The organism is Lactobacillus sp. JM1, assembly GCF_009834385.1.
In the GTDB taxonomy this organism is placed as follows: Bacteria; Bacillota; Bacilli; order Lactobacillales; family Lactobacillaceae; genus Lactobacillus; species Lactobacillus paragasseri.
Genome location: NZ_CP044412.1, coordinates 1779372 through 1796646, shown reverse-complemented (window position 1 = coordinate 1796646; position 17275 = coordinate 1779372). Strand labels below are relative to the sequence as shown.

At 35.4% G+C, this 17275-nt stretch carries 11 protein-coding genes; 9 read left to right on the top strand and 2 right to left on the bottom strand.

The genetic code is table 11. The features are described from left to right. Positions 1-278 precede the first annotated feature (278 nt). The 8 genes from F3I00_RS09175 (at position 279) to F3I00_RS09140 (ending at position 13527) form a co-directional block, all read left to right on the top strand. A complete protein-coding gene (locus F3I00_RS09175) occupies positions 279-7037 on the top strand; it encodes a YSIRK-type signal peptide-containing protein (RefSeq protein ID WP_113533086.1) in 6759 nt (2252 codons plus the stop codon). A gap of 105 nt (positions 7038-7142) precedes the next feature. After that, the gene (locus F3I00_RS09170) at positions 7143-7928 is read left to right on the top strand and encodes a Cof-type HAD-IIB family hydrolase (RefSeq protein ID WP_020807076.1); all 786 of its coding nucleotides are present in this window, start codon (positions 7143-7145) and stop codon (positions 7926-7928) included. A gap of 30 nt (positions 7929-7958) precedes the next feature. After that, positions 7959-8237, top strand: a complete 279-nt coding sequence (locus F3I00_RS09165) for a helix-turn-helix transcriptional regulator (RefSeq protein WP_020807075.1) — start codon at positions 7959-7961, stop codon at positions 8235-8237. A gap of 258 nt (positions 8238-8495) precedes the next feature. Beyond that, complete coding sequence (locus F3I00_RS09160) at positions 8496-9395, top strand: metal ABC transporter solute-binding protein, Zn/Mn family (RefSeq protein WP_020807074.1); 900 nt, start codon at positions 8496-8498, stop codon at positions 9393-9395. Between the two features lie 34 nt (positions 9396-9429). Then, entirely contained in the window at positions 9430-10089 is a 660-nt protein-coding gene (locus tag F3I00_RS09155) for a metal ABC transporter ATP-binding protein (RefSeq protein ID WP_003649964.1), read from the top strand. Further along, positions 10089-10880: a metal ABC transporter permease gene (locus tag F3I00_RS09150; protein ID WP_003649965.1), complete on the top strand. Its 792-nt coding sequence runs from the start codon at positions 10089-10091 to the stop codon at positions 10878-10880. Before F3I00_RS09155 ends, F3I00_RS09150 begins: the two co-directional genes overlap by 1 nt. A 107-nt stretch (positions 10881-10987) precedes the next feature. Continuing rightward, positions 10988-12511: an L-lactate permease gene (locus F3I00_RS09145; RefSeq protein WP_081275674.1), complete on the top strand. Its 1524-nt coding sequence runs from the start codon at positions 10988-10990 to the stop codon at positions 12509-12511. A 143-nt stretch (positions 12512-12654) separates the two neighbouring features. Further along, positions 12655-13527, top strand: coding sequence for an Rpn family recombination-promoting nuclease/putative transposase (locus F3I00_RS09140; protein WP_020807072.1), 873 nt, complete (start codon positions 12655-12657; stop codon positions 13525-13527). Between the two features lie 58 nt (positions 13528-13585). On the opposite strand, the gene pepF is transcribed toward F3I00_RS09140, so the two are convergent. Further along, complete coding sequence (gene pepF, locus F3I00_RS09135) at positions 13586-15397, bottom strand: oligoendopeptidase F (RefSeq protein WP_020807071.1); 1812 nt, start codon at positions 15395-15397, stop codon at positions 13586-13588. A 163-nt stretch (positions 15398-15560) separates the two neighbouring features. Here pepF and F3I00_RS09130 point away from each other — a divergent pair, with 163 nt between their 5' ends. Next, positions 15561-16685 (top strand): LCP family protein, encoded by a 1125-nt coding sequence (locus tag F3I00_RS09130; protein WP_003649969.1) that lies wholly within the window; start codon positions 15561-15563, stop codon positions 16683-16685. Positions 16686-16789: 104 nt separating this feature from the next. Here F3I00_RS09130 and F3I00_RS09125 read toward each other — a convergent pair whose 3' ends face one another. Beyond that, entirely contained in the window at positions 16790-17059 is a 270-nt protein-coding gene (locus F3I00_RS09125; RefSeq protein WP_020807069.1) for a hypothetical protein, read from the bottom strand. Positions 17060-17275 lie beyond the last annotated feature (216 nt).

Here is a 17275-nt window from a genome sequence, read left to right as displayed (position 1 = left end):
TATAGAAATTTGCGATTTGTATAGGATTAAAATTATGGTATTTATGGTACCGCATTATGTATTGATATATAGCAAATAATTTATAACATCGGCAAGCCGCAGATTCACACAAAAATCACAAATTGTACATAATTGGATCATAGATCCTCAGTATACTTACTTATTGTAAAAAATAAATATTATAAAAGGTGAAGTAAGCGATTACTATATAAATTAATCGCTAGCATGAAAGCTATAACTTAATACTCACCTAATACTAGAAGTATGAGGGTAAAATTATGGTTTCCAAGAACAATTATAGTGAAAAAATGCGGAAAATTAGACCGCAAAAGCCACGCTTCTCTATTCGTAAGTTTACTGTAGGGGCTGCCTCTGTATTGATTGGGTTAACCTTTATGGGAGTTAATGGTCGAACAGTTAAAGCTGATACTACAGTTGCTCAAGAAGAGAGTGTAAATGTAACAAGTAATCTAGCTGATAGCTTAAAAGAAAATGTTGAAAATACAGTAAGTACTGAAGAGCAAAGTGAAGCTCTGAATGCAGAACAAGCAAAAGTGGCTTCAATAGAAACAAACAATGAAGTTGAAAATACAACAATTGATAATAATCTGACTGCTCAAAATACAAATGGGGGAGGTACAGAAGCAACTGAACACTTAAGTAATAGTCAAGCAGTTGAGCCTAATTTAACTCCCTCATATGAACAAAATAATGAGTCCAAAAACGATAGTATTCCTTCTGTTGAAGAAGGAATTACTAATGTAGAAAATCTTCAAACAGCTAACGAAGAACATAAGGCAGTTAGCGTAGAAACGAATAATTCAAGTGAAAGCACAGAAATAGTTGCAACAGAAGAAGTACCTAAAACTGAGATTACAGATAAGGTAGCAGAAACTGCTCCTGTTGAAGCTGAAACGAAGATTGAAAATGCAGTTTCTCCAATTGAAGAAACTGTAGTAGAAGAAAACAATCAAACTACCGGTCAAACAGATGTTAAAGAAGTTCAAAGTAAGGCTTCTGTGACCATTCCTGCAACTGATACAGATAAATATCCCAAAGAAGCTGGTGCTTTAATTGGCAATGACAAGTATATATATCAGATTTTGAATTTAAATAATACTGGAACTTGGAATAGTAGTAATAAGAAACTTATTCTATCTGTAAACCGTAATGATTTAACTGATGAAAATCTCTATGCTTACGTGACTGATGCTGATTATAAAAATCTGATAGCTGAGCATATCATTAAAGCTGGATATTTCAAAAAAATTGAAGTAAGCGATAGAGACTTTTTAATTGTAAACAGTGGTAAATCTAATATCACAGTTGGTGGTAGTTCAATGCCTGTTGGTAATGCTACGACAGTTGTGGGTAGCACAAAAATTGTCTATGGCCTAGGAAATATTACTAACTTGGATGCAAGTTCAGTTGGTGAAATTATTCCAGTTCATACTGAAGAATCTGTAATTAAGTACTACTACCACAATAAAGATGGTAATTTAGTTGAAATTCCAGGTACTGATAAATATCCTAATGTTAGTGTTTCTGGTTGGACAGGACAAGAATTTGTTATCGATAATGTTGATCAATACAAACAACTAATTGATGGCTTTTATTTAGATGGCTCAAATATTCCTAGTGGATCATTTACTGGAACTATTTCTCAATTTGGTGATGGTAGTTACTACAAGAAGGTTTACTACAGTTCTGGCAATAGAACAGAAGGTACTGTTAACCAATTAACAGTTGACTTTACTGTGGTTTACCGTCAAATTGATGCTACAGGTAAGATGGAAGTTCTTATGTATGACGGCAGTAACATGGATCGTGTGATTGAAAGTCATACTGTAGAAGCTGGTAAATCAGTTAAATTTACTCATAATAACTTTACTGCAAGAAATCCATTCGTAACTGACTCAGCTCATGAAGTACAGTTTATTTACAAGGACTTGGGTTCAATTATTCCTGTTGATGAAAATGGTAATCAAATTGGAGATGCTGTGAAGTTTAATAATAACTTAACTGATCCAACAGAGGCTGGTAGAACCGATACGCCAATTATTGCAGGATACATTGCTGATATTGAATATGTAATTCCTGAAAATCCAGGTGAAGATATCAAAGTAATTTACCGTTTACGTGAAGATGCAAAAGCTACAATTACAATTATTGATATGGACAATGATCGTAATAGTCTTGCTCAATTAAACGCTACTGGAAAAGTACATGCTCAAATTAACTTTGTGGATTTAGACGCTACTCTCTCTAGTTTGCTTGATAGTGGCTATGTAGTTATTAGTAATAGCTATAAGCCTGGAACACAGTTTGGTGTACATGATTTAAGCTTTGAAATTCAATTAAAGCATGTGCTTGAAGCAGTTAATGAATCGCAAACAGTTCAAAAAGATATTCACTATGTAGATACAGTGGGTAATGAGCTACGTCCTTCAACTACTCAGACAGCAACTTTCACTGCTACTGGTTATCGCGATAAAGTAACTGGAAATATTGTCCTAGTTGCTGGTACCCAACAAGTAGGTAATGACTTAATTGCTACTGAGATTACTAATAAAAATGCTAGTCTAAAATGGACTGCTGATAAGACAACTTTTGAATCTCTTAAATCTCCAGATATCATTGGTTACACTACTAATCAAAAGTGGAGTACAGCAGATAAAGTAGAGCAGAATGAAAAGTTAAAGATAGAAAATATCATTTACGATAAAAAAGCTCAGGTAGGAACAATTGTTTTCTGGGATGAAACATCTCAAAAACAACTTGGTACTACTATCAATATTGCTGGAAATTATGGTGAAGTAATTAATTACCAGGTTATTGATAACGTCTTAGGCAGCATTAAGAATTACGAAAATAATGGCTACATTTTAGTGAATAATCCTTTAGGGTATACTACGGTCTTTGGAGATGCAGACTATAACCCAGGCTGCAATGACTATGTAATTACGCTGAAACATAAAATAGCTGAAAACTCACAAACTAAAGAAGTAAATCGTGTCATTACATATGTCTATGCTGATGGTCCTAATAAAGGGCAAGTAGCTGCTAGTTCTGTTACTCAAAAGGTTAGCTTTATTGGAAAAGGTCAATATGACTTTGTAGATAAAGTTTGGATTAGCGATATTGTTTGGACTGCAGAAGACGGCAATGCTAACTATACTTTTGCTCAAGTAAATTCACCAAAGATTTCAGGATACAGTGCAAATAGGTTGCAAGTAGAATCAGTTTTAGTAAGTGGTAACTCGGATAACATCACTGAGGAAGTTCTTTACTATGCAAATCAGCAAACTGCTCAGATTCAATATATTGATGATGTGACTGGAAAAGTTATCGGTAGTGATACTGTTAATGGTAAGGTTGATCACATCATTAGTTGGAATTTAAATCCTGAAGCTACGCTTAAAATGTTTGAAAATAATGGCTACAAACTTGTAAGTAGTGATTACGAATTCGGTAAAGATTACTACTATTCTGCAGAAGAAGCCAAGAACAGTTTTAAGGTTCATTTAACTAGAGATTTGATCATTATTGATCCTAAAGATCCTGACAGTCCAGTCTATGGATCAGAAGATTACAATAAAGAAGTAACTCAAGAGATCCAATATGTTTATGCAAATGGAAATGCAGCAGCTGAAAGTAACAAGCAAACTGTTAAGTTTACTGCTTATGGAGTTGTAGATAAGACAACTGGAAAATACGTGGTTCTTGATGAAAACGGTAAAGTTATTCTTGGCGATGATGGGGAACCAATTGAAGGCAAACTTGTATGGAATGCAAATGTCTCAGATCCTAAGTTTACTGAAGTGAGCTCCCCGACTATAACTGGTTATACACCAGACAAAGCTAATGTTGCTGGAACTAAAGTGACCCATGATATGTCGAGTAATGTGATTGTGGTCACTTACACTGCAAATGATGCCGATGCAAAGGTTATTTTTGTAGATAAGACAACTGGTAAAGAACTAGAAGCTGTAATGCTAAATGGAAAATACGGCGATGTCATCAATTACAGTACAGCTGATAAGATTAAATACTACGAAAACTTAGGCTATGAATTAGTTAATGATGACTATAATGGCGGTGAATTTGGTGAGACAACTAAGACTTTCTATGTGACATTTAAACATGGTGTAGTTCACGTTCATCCAGAAAATCCTGGAAAACCTGGTGAAAACATTAATCCAGGCGGGGATGTTAAATATCCAACTGATTCCGGTGCTTTAAATAAGGATGTGACACATACTGTTCATTATGTTTATGCTGATGGCACAACAGCAAATCCAAGCCATACTCAGACAATTACATTTACAGGATCTGGCCACATTAATAAAGTAACTGGTGAATATGTAGAAGTTGATGAAGATGGCAACATTAAGCTAGATGCAGACGGTAAGCCAGTTCCTGGTAAGTTAAACTGGGTGGCTACGCTTGGAAACAGTTTCTTAGCTGTTACATCTCCAGAAATTACAGGTCATACACCTAGTCACGTGCAAATCGATGGTGTTGAAAATGTGGCACATGATAGTGAAAACTATGTTCATACTGTAACTTACACAGCTAATGCTGCTAAGGCTGAGATTGTCTACGTTGACGAAACCACTGGTAAGGAGCTAGAAATAGCTACAGTAGACGGCAAGTACAATGAAACAATCAACTATAGTACAACTGATAAGATCAAGTACTATGAAGGTTTAGGCTACGAGTTAGTTAAAGATGGTTATATTGGTGGTGAATTCGGTGAAACAACTAAGAAATTCTATGTAACATTTAAACATGGAACTGTAGTTGTAAATCCAGAAAATCCTGGAAAGCCTGATGAACCAATTAATCCAAACGATCCAGAAGGTTCAAAATATCCGACTGATTCAGCTAACTTGAATAAAGATGTAACACATACTATTCACTATGTTTACGCTGATGGTACAACCGCTAAACCAAGTCATACACAAACTTTAACTTTCAAAGGTTCTGGTGTGATTGATAAGGTAACTGGCCAATACGTAGTTCTTGATGAAAATGGCAACATTAAGTTAGATGCAAACGGTAAGCCGATTCCAGGTAAGCTAGTTTGGACAGCTAGTGATGGTACAACTTTCATTGAAGTGGTTTCTCCAATGATTAGTGGCTACACTTCAGATAAGACCGTTGTGAATGCAGTTGAAGGAATTAACCAAGACAGCAAGAATATTGAAACTAAAGTTGTTTACACGGCTAATGCAGCAAAAGCTGAAATTATCTATGTTGACGAAACTATTGGCAAAGAGCTAGAAATAGCTACAGTAGACGGCAAGTACAATGAAACAATCAACTATAGTACAGCAGACAAGATCAAGTACTATGAAAGCTTAGGCTATGAATTAGTTAAAGATGGCTACACTGGTGGTGAATTTGGCGAAGCAACTAAGACCTTCTATGTAACATTCAAGCATGGTACAGTGGTAGTAAATCCAGACAATCCAGGAAAACCAGATGAGCCAATCAATCCTGATAACCCAGACGGACCAAAATATCCAACTGACTCTGCAAACTTGAATAAAGATGTAACACATACTATTTACTACGTTTACGCAGACGGTATTGTAGCTAAACCAAGTCATACTCAGACTTTAACGTTCACTGGTTCTGGTGTGATTGATAAGGTAACTGGCCAATACGTGGAAGTAGATGAAAACGGTAATGTTAAGTTAGACGAAAATGGTAAACCAATTCCAGGTAAGTTAACTTGGACAGCTAAGGATGGCACAACTTTCATTGAAGTGATCTCTCCAACAATTAGTGGCTACACTCCAGATCAGCCAGTTGTGAATGCAGTTGAAGGCATTAACCAAGATAGTAATAATCTTGAAACCAAAGTTGTCTACACAGCTAATGCAGTGAAAGCTGAAATTATCTACGTTGATGAAACTACAGGTAAAGCACTTGAAACAGCAACGGTTGATGGCAAATACAATGAGTCAATCAATTACAGTACAGCTGACAAGATCAAATACTACGAAAGTTTAGGCTACGAACTAGTTAAAGACGGTTACACTGGTGGTAAATTTGGCGAAACAACTAAGACCTTCTATGTGATATTCAAGCACGGTACAATTACTGTTACTCCTGATGATAAGTTCACAGAGGACGATCCAATTAATCCAGACAACCCTGAAGGTCCGAAATATCCATTTGATTCAATTGCTTTAGATAAGACCATTACTCGTACAATTAAGTACGTTTACGCTGACGGGACTAAGGCAAAGGATGATGTGATTCAAACTTTAAGATTCCGTGGTACAGCGGTAATTGATAAAGTGACTGGTGAAATCATTATTTTAGATGAAAATGGTAGAAAAGTTTCTGATGGAATTAAGTGGACTGCACTTGATGGCACAACATTTGTACAGGTTATTTCTCCAGAAATTGCTGGCTACACGGCCGATAAAAAAGAAATTGGCAGTGTTGAAAATGTAGATAGTGATACTGAGGATATTACTGAAACCGTAGTTTACAGTAAGAATTCTGAAAAACCAGTTGAACCAGGCAAGCCGGAAGAACCTGAAAAGCCAGTTGAACCGGGTAAGCCGGAAGAACCTGAAAAGCCAGTTGAACCGGGTAAGCCGGAAGAACCAGAGCAACCAGTTGAACCGGGTAAGCCGGAAGAACCAGAGCAACCAGTTGAACCAGGCAAGCCAGAAGAGCCTGAAAAGCCAGTTGAACCAGACAAGCCAGAAGAACCAGAATCTCCAGTAGAATCCGAACAGCCAGAAGTTTCAGAAAAACAACCAACTGAAACAACAGAACCAGACAAATCTGACGCTGATACTCCTCCAGATAATATTTCTATTGATAATACAGCTAAGAATGTCTCAACTGTAGAACATAACGAACCTGGAAAGGTAGAAGCAGCAACGACTAATGAGGCTTCATTACCTCAAACAGGACATAAACATGCTAATGTAGGAATTATTGGACTAGGCTTAGCAACAATTGCGTCAATTTTAGGCTTAGCTGGCACTAGAAAACGTAAGAAGAATTAGACTAAGCTAGTTGCATAAAAATAGTTTTGTGAAAAACGCTACCTCCGGGTGGCGTTTTTTAGTATAGTGGAGTGTGGATAGTAAAAGTGGAAAGTGAGATTAAAAATGATTAAGCTTATTGCAACTGATATGGATGGTACTTGGTTAAAAGAAAATAAGACTTATGATAAGGAACTCTTTGAAAAAGAATTTCAAATTATGCAACATCGCGATATTAAATTTGTAGTTGCGAGTGGTAATCAGTATGAGAATATTTTTTCACGTTTTCCAGACTATAATCGTAAGATATACTTTATTGCGGAAAATGGTGCTTTAGTTGCTCATGGACAAGAGATTCTTAAAATTGCAGATCTATCTGATGACGATTATAATTTAATGTTGAAAATTGTTTCAAATTTGCCATATCAAGCAGTTGTCGCTGGAGTAACTAGTGCTTACGTAAGAAAAAGTGATGGTGAAAAATTTGCTCAAGAGATGACTAAATTTTTTAATAAAATTCAAGTTGTTGATAACTTTAAAGAAATTGATGATCGTATTTTTAAAGTTAGTTTAAACGTCCCAGCTGAAATCATGCCAGTTATTCTAGCTGAGTTGCGTTCACTTTATTCGCAAATTGATTTTGTAGCAGGTGCAAGCACTTCAATTGATATGCAGACTAAGGGGATGAATAAGGCTGTTGGGCTTGAATATCTTGGTAAGAAATTAGGGATAAAATCTAGTGAGATGATTGCTTTTGGCGATAGCGGAAACGATGAAGCAATGCTTAAGTACGTAGGAACTAGTTTTGCGACAGCAACAGCCTTGCCTGAAGCTAAAAAGGCAGCAAATCAAATTATTGGATCAAGTGAAGATTCAAGTGTTCAGAAGAAAATTCTTGAATTACTCTCATAATTAAATGATAAATTGAGATAGGTGAACGAGTTGAACGAACAAATTATTCGAGTTACCAGGGCTTTGAACCACCCCATTCGAATACAAATTCTGTATTATTTGAATGATCACCAAAAAAGCAGTGTAAATAACTTAGTTAAGCAATTTGATGTTAGTCAGCCTGCTATTTCTAGACACTTAAGAATATTAGAGGAAGCCAAACTGGTTAAAAGTGAACAGGTTAAGCAGGAGCGGTACTATAGTTTAGAAGATAAACATGTAATTAAGATTTTGGATGTTTTAAGACAGCACGTTAAGGAAGATTTTTAATAATCTCTTTTGACAAAGATATAAAAATATGTTTATATAAAGATGTAATTTTAGAGAAAAGCATTAAATTAAAAATTCAGCAAAATTTTTATTATTTACACTTATTGATAGCATCAAGTCTGAGACGTCTTGGTGCTATTTGTCTATCTAAAAATTATTGACATAATAAAAAAAGTAGCTTAGTCTAACTTTAAGTTAGAATTTATGCTGAATTTTCTAACTTAATGCTTTTTTGTTTTGCACAGGAGGATAAAATATATGCAAAATTTTAAATCTAAAATTACAAAAATTATTTCTATTATTGGGCTAGTGGGACTTTTAGCGCTTGTGACTACAGCGTGTGCCAATAAAAAAGAAGCGGCTAGCCAATCAGATAAGATCTCGATCGTTACAACAACTAATGTCTATTCAGACATTGCTAAAAATATTGTTGGAAAATATGGTACAGCTACGGCAATTATTGATAAAAGTAGTGTTGACCCACATGATTTTGATCCAACAACTGCTGATGCTAAGAAGTTAACTAAGGCAAATATTATTGTTGCTAACGGCTTAGGGTATGACTCATGGATGAATAAGTTAGCTAAATCTGTTAATAAAAAGCCAGTTTTAGTTGGTGAAGACTTAATGGGATTAAAGAACGGCGATAATCCTCACATTTGGTACAATTTAAATATGCCAACTAAGTATGTGGATTATTTAGTTAAACGCTTATCTAAGCTAGATAAGAAGCATGCAGCTTACTTTAAGGCTAATGGTAAAAAGTATTTAGCTAAGGTTGATAAAATTAAGAAGCTAGTTAAGACTGATAAGAGCAATAAAAAGCCAGTCTTTGTTAGTGAACCCGTTTTTGATTATGCTTTAAAGGAAGCGGGTTATAAGATAGGCGACAAGGAATTTGAAGAAGCCATTGAGAATGGTACAGATCCAAGTCCTAAGATGATTAACAAGATGAATACTGATATTAAAGAAAAGAAAATAGCCTTTTTTGTTAATAATACGCAGGCAAGCAGCTCAACGGTTAAATCTTTTGTTAAGCTAGCCAAAAAGAATGGTGTTCCAGTTCTAAACGTTCGTGAAACTATCCCAAATCACACTACTTACTTAACTTGGATGAAGGAAAATTATCAAAATCTAGCTAATATCGAAAATAAATAGGATCAGTTTATGAAATAAAGAGAGGAAGGGTGAGATGACTAATATCTTAACTGTTAAAGACCTGGGAATGAAATTTGAAGATAAGGTAATTTTTAAGGACTTGAATTTTGCCTTAACTAGGGGATCAATGACGGCCTTACTTGGTGCAAATGGTACAGGTAAAACAACCCTAATTAGAATTTTAATGGGAATGCTACAAGCAACAACAGGCTCGTTTAAATTTGCAACTGATACTAAAGTTGGCTATGTGCCTCAGTTTAGAAATTTGGATGCTGATTACCCACTTTCAATTAGGGCTTTTGTAGAACTCAATACTCCTTTGTTTAAAAATGCCCAAGTAAAGACAAGAGTAAATCAAATTTTAAAAGAAACTCATCTGTTAGATATTCAAAATACTAGAATGGGTGAGGCTTCTGGTGGTCAGAAACAACGCGCATATTTAGCTCAAGCCTTACTAGACAAGCCAGATTTTATTATTTTAGATGAGGCAACCGCTAGTTTAGATCCTGTCGCTAAAGAAGAATTGATGTCGTTAATTAAGCATTTGAATGAAAAGCATGCGATGACTGTATTATTCACAACTCATGATATTCCTTTAGCAAAGAAATATATGAAGGACTATCTTTTGTTTAAAGACAAAGGTCTAGTAGCTGGTAAAATTAAAGACTTAACTGAGGAGGTGGGTGAAGAATAATGTTTGCGTATGATTTTATGCGTTATGCATTTCTAGCTAGTACCTTTATTGCTATTACTTGTGGAATAGTTGGTGTATATGTTGTAGCTAGAGGATTTTCATTTTTAGCCCATACTCTTTCAGAAATTGGCTTTGCTGGGGCTGCTTTCGCAGTGTGGATTGGCTGGGTTCCTTTATGGGGAATGGTTCTCTTTACCTTGCTTGGTTCAATTAGCGTTGGTGAATTATCAATGAAAAGCGACCAAAAGGAATCCGCAATAAGTGCAATTTCAGCCTTATTTATTGGTCTAGGTGTACTATTTTTAGCTATTGCTGGTGGTAATAGTCGCTACGCTACTAATATCTTGTTTGGTTCAATTATTGGCGTTGATAGAGAGGGAGTTATTCAACTAGTTATCCTGTCTCTCTTTGTTTTAGCAATCATTTTCTTAGTTTTAAGACAGTTGAATTATGATTCGTTTGACCATGTTGGTGCAATTAGCCATCATATTAATACAAGTTTAGTTTCGGTAGTATTTTTAATCGCCTTGGCCTTAGCTGTTTCAATTGGTGCGCAAGTTGTTGGATCATTATTGGTCTTTATCTTATTAACTTTGCCGTCTTCAAGTGCCCGCTATTTAGGCAAAACAATCCCGGCTATGTTATATTGGTCAGTTGGGATTGCCTTAGTTGGTGTTTGGGCAGGATTAGTTTTAGGATATGTAACTAATTTGCCAGTGACTTTCTTTATTTCAATTATTGAAGTTGGAATTTATTTATTCGTTTATGGCGTACATGCAATTAAAAAGTAATCTTTGTGAAACCTACAAAAGCAGAAGCTTTTTTGTAGGTTTTTTTGTTTTTTAAATTTCCTTAAAATGTGGAAAAAGGATAAAATTAAATAGTATTACTTTTTTAAATGAGGAAAATTATGTGGATAAATTTCTTATGGGCATTGATACCAATTCTTTGGTTAATAATCTCGCTTGGAATTATTGGGATGTCTGCTTCAAGAGCATGTACGATTGGATTAATTATTACGATCACGGACGCTGTTTTAATGTTTAAACAACCCCTAATTAATACTCTTTCTGGAGCTTTGGAAGGTATTATAATGGAAATTTGGCCAATTATGTATGTAATTTTGGCGGCGCTTTTTGTCTACCAGATTACAACTGAATCAGGGAGTATGCAGACGATTGAAACGTTGCTATCGTCTATTACCACTGATAAAAGAATTTTAGTGTTAATAATTGCCTGGGGCTTTGGGGGATTTCTTGAGTCGATTGCTGGCTTTGGTACAGCAGTGGCAATCTGTGCTGGTATTTTGATTTCATTAGGCTTAGAGCCAATTCAAGCATCTGTAATTTGCTTAGTTGCTAATAGTACAGCAACGGCCTTTGGAGCAATTGGCTTGCCGGTTTTGACATTAGCTGAAGTAACTAATCTTAATGAGGTGCAATTGGGCTTTATTGTAACTTTACAGCTGGTCATTTTGGTTATTTTAGTACCGTTTATCTTGGTAATTCTTACTGGTAAAAGTGTTAAAGCGCTTAAGGGAATTGTCTTTATTACTTTAATGTCAGGAGTAGGAATGGCAATTCCGCAAGTTATTATTGCTAAGTTTACCGGTGCAGAACTTCCGGCTTTAGTGGGATCATTGTTCTCAATTTTAATTACAGTGTGGCTCACAAAGCGAAAAACTGGTGCAGTAGAAGAAGTAGAAAATGAAAGTATTAGCGAGATTATAAAAGCTTGCTCGCCATTCATCTTAGTATTTGTTTTTGTTTTACTTGCTTCGTCCCTTTGTCCACCTGTGAATAACTTCTTAACTAGTGTAACTACCCATTTACATGTTTATTTAGGAAAGAATCCAAATGATCTTCCAATTAACTGGCTTTCTTCTCCAGGAACATTAATTTTATTAGCTGGCTTAATTGGTGGAAAAATCCAGGGTTTAAGCTTTAATAAAATGTTCAAAATTCTAGTCAATGTTTTAAAGACAATTGGCATGACGACTGTTACAGTGTGTGCAATTGTGGGTCTAGCTAAGGTAATGGTTTATGCGGGGATGACGAATGCCTTAGCTTTGGCTTTAGTAAGTTTGCTTGGACCAGCTTACCCATTATTTGCACCGTTAATTGGAGCACTTGGTACATTTTTAACAGGGTCTGCTACTTCAGCTAATGTCTTGTTTGGTAATTTGCAGTACTCGGCTGCTCAATCTTTGGGTGTAAGCAAGTACTGGATTGTAGCGTCAAACATGACTGGTGCGACAGCAGGGATGCTATCACCGCAGAATATTGCAGTAGCTACTGGTGCGATTAATAAAGAAGGCTTAGAAGGAAAAATTTTGAAGGAAACCGTTAAGTGGGGAAGCTTATACTTGTTGATTACTTGTGTATTTCTTTATTTAGTTGGTTTGTTTGCTAAATTGGTGTAATAAAAAAGTTCTTAACTTCATTGGGGTTAAGAACTTTTTTGTTTATCGGGATATAATAGTATTTTTTCAGAAAAAGCATCCCCGCTTTGCGTAATAAACATATGGGATGACTCCTCAAATATTTTTAGAGAGGATTTGCTCATATGGTTAAAAAGATTGAACCCTGGTTTGGGTTCACGGAAGATAAGGTCTTTGGGATGGTGATGGAAAATAAGGAATTCTGCAAGTATTTGCTCGAGATCATTATTCCAGATCTAAAGATCAAGAAGATTGATTGGTTAGATAAGCAAGTTGAGATTAATAATTCTGAACGTAAGAACGAAGCTAAAGAAGTTAGACTTGATGTTTTAGTCACAGATCATGAAGGTCACGTGTTTAATATCGAAATGCAGACAACAGACCAAGACGATATTGGTAGACGCATGCGCTATTATCTTTCAAGACTTGATCTACGCTATACTTTAAATAAAGGCAAGACCTATCGAAATTTGAAAGACGCCTTCATTATTTTTCTCTGTAATTTCAAACCCAAGAAAGATGATAAATTTTATGAGTCGTACCATACTTATTCTGATCAAGATAGATCAAAGCAATTGCAAGATGGCGTGACAAAGATTATCATTAATTCACAAGTTTCAGCTGAGGGTCAGAGCGAAGACTTAAAAGCCTTGGCTAAATTAATGAACAATGAACCTGTGAATTTAAATAAACATTTTGATTACGCGCAAAGAAGAATCAAAGAAATTAACGAAGATCCGGAAACGAGGGAGAAGATTATGCTTTACGAGACAAGAATGTTAGAACGTGAACAGGCTGCTGCTAAAATAGCAGGGAAAGTAGCATATGCAGAAGGTAGAAAAGACGGTGTAGAACAAGGAAAAGTAGATTCCGCCAAAGTTATTCTTGAGAATCAAATGGATAATGGTAGCACCTTAGAACAAGCTACAGAATTTGTTAGAAATTTGAAATTGATTCCTAATGAAGAGTTAGAAAAGATTGTCGCCATGTATAAATAAAATAGCTAATGAAAAAGCTGGTAGAAATTAAATCTACCAGCTTATTTAGATGTGAATCCTACTTTTCAGCGTTTAATTCATCAACGATTTTTTCAAATTCATTAAGACGTTTTTCAAAAGTATCAAAAGCATCCCTCAAGTAATCAGCCCTAGTCATATCAACGCCAGCTCGTTTCATAATTTCCGTTGGGTAATCTGAAGAGCCTGATTTTAAGAAATTAATATAAGCATCACGTTCTTGCTCAGTACCGTGGACAACTTTATTAGCAAGTGCAGTTGCAGCTGCAAAACCTGTTGCGTATTGGTAAACATAGAAGTTGTAGTAGAAGTGAGGAATACGTGACCATTCCATAGCAATTTCTCCACCAGGTTCTACGCTATCTCCATAGTATCTTTGGTTTAAGTTGCCATAAAATTCATCGAGTACGTCAGCTGTTAGCGGCTGACCATTAGCATCAGTTTCATGAATAAATTGTTCAAATTCCGCAAATTGAGTTTGACGGAAGAGTGTGCCTTTAAACGAATCCAGATAATGGTTTAAGACAAATGCACGGGTCTTTGGATCAGTAATTTTATCTAAGAAATACTCGGTTAAAATATTCTCATTAGTAGTTGAAGCAATTTCAGCAACGAAAATTGGATAATCACCATAGACATAAGGTTGAGTGTTTCTTGTGTACCAAGAGTGGACAGAGTGACCAGTTTCATGAACTAGAGTGTAGAGTGAATCAAGGTTATCTTCCCAGTTAAGTAGTTCATATGGATCAGTATCGTAAGCACCACCTGAATATGCACCAGTAACCTTGTTTTGATTTTCAACCACATCAATTACGCGGTTATTAAAAATATAATCAACGTGTTTTAAATAGTCTTCTCCTAATGGTGCTAGAGCCTTTCTTGCTTCTTCTTTTGCTTCCTCAAAGTTATAAGAAAGAACTGGCTTCCCGGTTAATGGGACGTACATATCGTACATTTGAAGGTCTTTTAAGCCTAGAATTTTCTTTCTTAATGCAACGTAACGGTGAAGTAAGTCAAGGTGGCTATTTACTTCCTTGATCAATGTATCGTAAACAGCTGTTGGTACACTATTTTCACTTAAAGCAGCTTCTCTAGCCGAATTGTATTTATGTACGCGAGCATTAAAATTGTGAGCTTTTACCTCACCTGATAAAGTTGAAGCAAGACTGTTTTCAAACTGTCCGTAGCTTGCATACATCACGTCAAAGGCGTTTTTACGGACGTTGCGGTCTTGAGATTGAATTAAAAGTGAGTATAGCCCGTCAGATAATTGAACCATTTCACCGTCTTCATCTTGGACGTAGCCATATTCCATATCAGAATTAGTTAAGACGTTGAAGGTATTAGCAGATGTACCCATTGCATCTCCAGCGTCAGCAATGATTTTTTCTTCATTTGCTGGCAAGGTATGAGGACGTTTTTGCGTAATCTGTTCAAGGCGGTGTCGATAATTTTCTAAACGTGGTTCATCTTGCATAAACTTAGCAAGGGTTTCTTCTGGAATAGATAATATTTCAGGATCGACAAAAGCAATTGCAGCACTCATTTGATTAGCTAAGCTTTGTGCTTTAGCAACAAAACCGAGGTAATGATTATTGCTTGTGTCTACATCGCTTGACATTGTAGCGTAAACATATACTTTTTCTAAGCGTCGATTTACAGCTAAAATTGCTGTAATTCCTTCATAAAGATCTTTACCAGATTTGGCAAGTGTTCCCTTAAATTTACTTAAGTTCTTGATTTCTTGTGCAACCTGCTTATATTCTTGTTCCCATTCTTGATTGTTCTTAAAAACACGACTTAAGTCCCACTTAAGATCATCGGATACTTCATTTCTTGTTGGAAGAGCCATATTTTTTCCTTCTTTCTGTGATACAAATTTTATTAATCACCATTATAGAACATTATTTCGCTTGCTAAAAAATAAAAATTTTTTAATAATGAAACTAATGTGCTTAGCCAGTGATTTTTGTAATATGAAAAGGTAAGCTAATAGCCAGAGGAGTCAAAAATTAATGAGACCAGATGAACCTAATAAGCCAAATAAAAAACTAGAAAGAAATAATGTTTTTGCGGCGAATAAAAAAGATATTAAGAATGGAAATAACTTTGCTCGCCTGGTAGGTCTCTTAACAATTCTACTTGTTTGCGGAAGCGTAGCCTATTTTGCTCATGCTTATTTCTCAGCTATGAGTTCGGTGCAGCAGGCTTATCGCGGGACTGGAAAAACTTCGCAGTTAATTTCTCAGAAGAAGCCAATCTCTATTTTAATTCTTGGTGTTGATCAAGGAATTGAAGGTAGGCACGATCGCGGAAATTCAGATACGATGATTTTAGCAACTATGAATCCGCAGAAAAAAGAAGCAACGATGACATCAATTCCTAGGGACTTGCTAGCTGATATTAAGGGAGATGGCAAGGGTGAAGGAAGATACTACATGTTCCGGGTCAATTCAGCTTATCAAATTGGTGGCAGTAAAGGAGCTACACGAACGGTTAGAGCACTAGTAAATACCCCAGTTAACTATTATATGGAAGTTAATATGAAAGCCTTAGAGAGCATGGTAGAGGCCTTAGGAGGGGTAGATGTTAATGTTCCATTTACCTTTACTTATCACACGCATTTCAAAAAGGGTAAGCAGCACTTGAATGGTAAAGAAGCTCTAGACTACGTTCGAATGCGTAAAGAAGATCCTAAGGGCGATTACGGCCGACAAATGCGACAAAGACAGGTCATTAATGACATTGTACGTAAAGGAATGTCAGTTAACTCAATCACAAATTATCGTAAGATTCTCAAAGTCTTTGCCAAGTATGTTAAAACTAACCTAACTTTTGATGATATGCTTTCAATTGCAATGAACTATCGTAGTTGTACGCAGGATATTAAGAGTGGCTATATTCATGGACATAATGTTTGGATTGGCTCTGCTGCAATGCAAGTAGCTTCTACTAAAGAATTACAACGCGTCTCAGATTTGGTCCGTTCTAGCTTAGGTTTAAAGAAAGAAAAATTACGTAATCAAGAAACAAGACAAAATAGCTTACAGCAAGGTCTAGACTGGAATGATCCAGAAGACTTTAGAAATTATGTTATTTATGATAAAGATTCTGATACGATTCCATGGGATGGAAATTAAGAAAAAAGCAGCTAGCGAAACGCTAACTGCTTTTTTTAAGATATCTGTTGATGATTCTATCTTAGTGATTTTGTCTGATAACTGCAACTTTTGTTGGCAAAGTTTTAATTGCCTAATTGAGAATTAGAATTTTCATGATTAATTCTTTTTTCTTCAAACTTAATTTCTACTAATTTGTTTTCTCTAAATTCTTTGATTTGTTCTTCTTTAAATTTTTTACTGAGAAGAGTTGGTTTAATTGTATTTTCAACTAGGCTTTTAGAAACATTAAAATTAGTATCTTGGTCAGCTGCTTTGGAAGTAACTGAATTTGTAAGAAAACCGCAACCTAGTAGGGCAATAAGTACCACTGAAATTCCCTTCTTATGTGTCAAAGTGTTTACTCCTTTAAGTTTAAATTTAATAATAATTGAATGGTAATCGTGTTACACTAATGATATTTAAAAAGTCATTTTTAATTTACTTAACAAACTGTATTATATAAGAGGATTATTGCAGTAAAATAAAACACAATTTACATTTTTTTACAAAAAAGTTATTTGCGTAAATTGAATGTAATATTTGAAAAACTAGTGTAATAAAAAGGATGA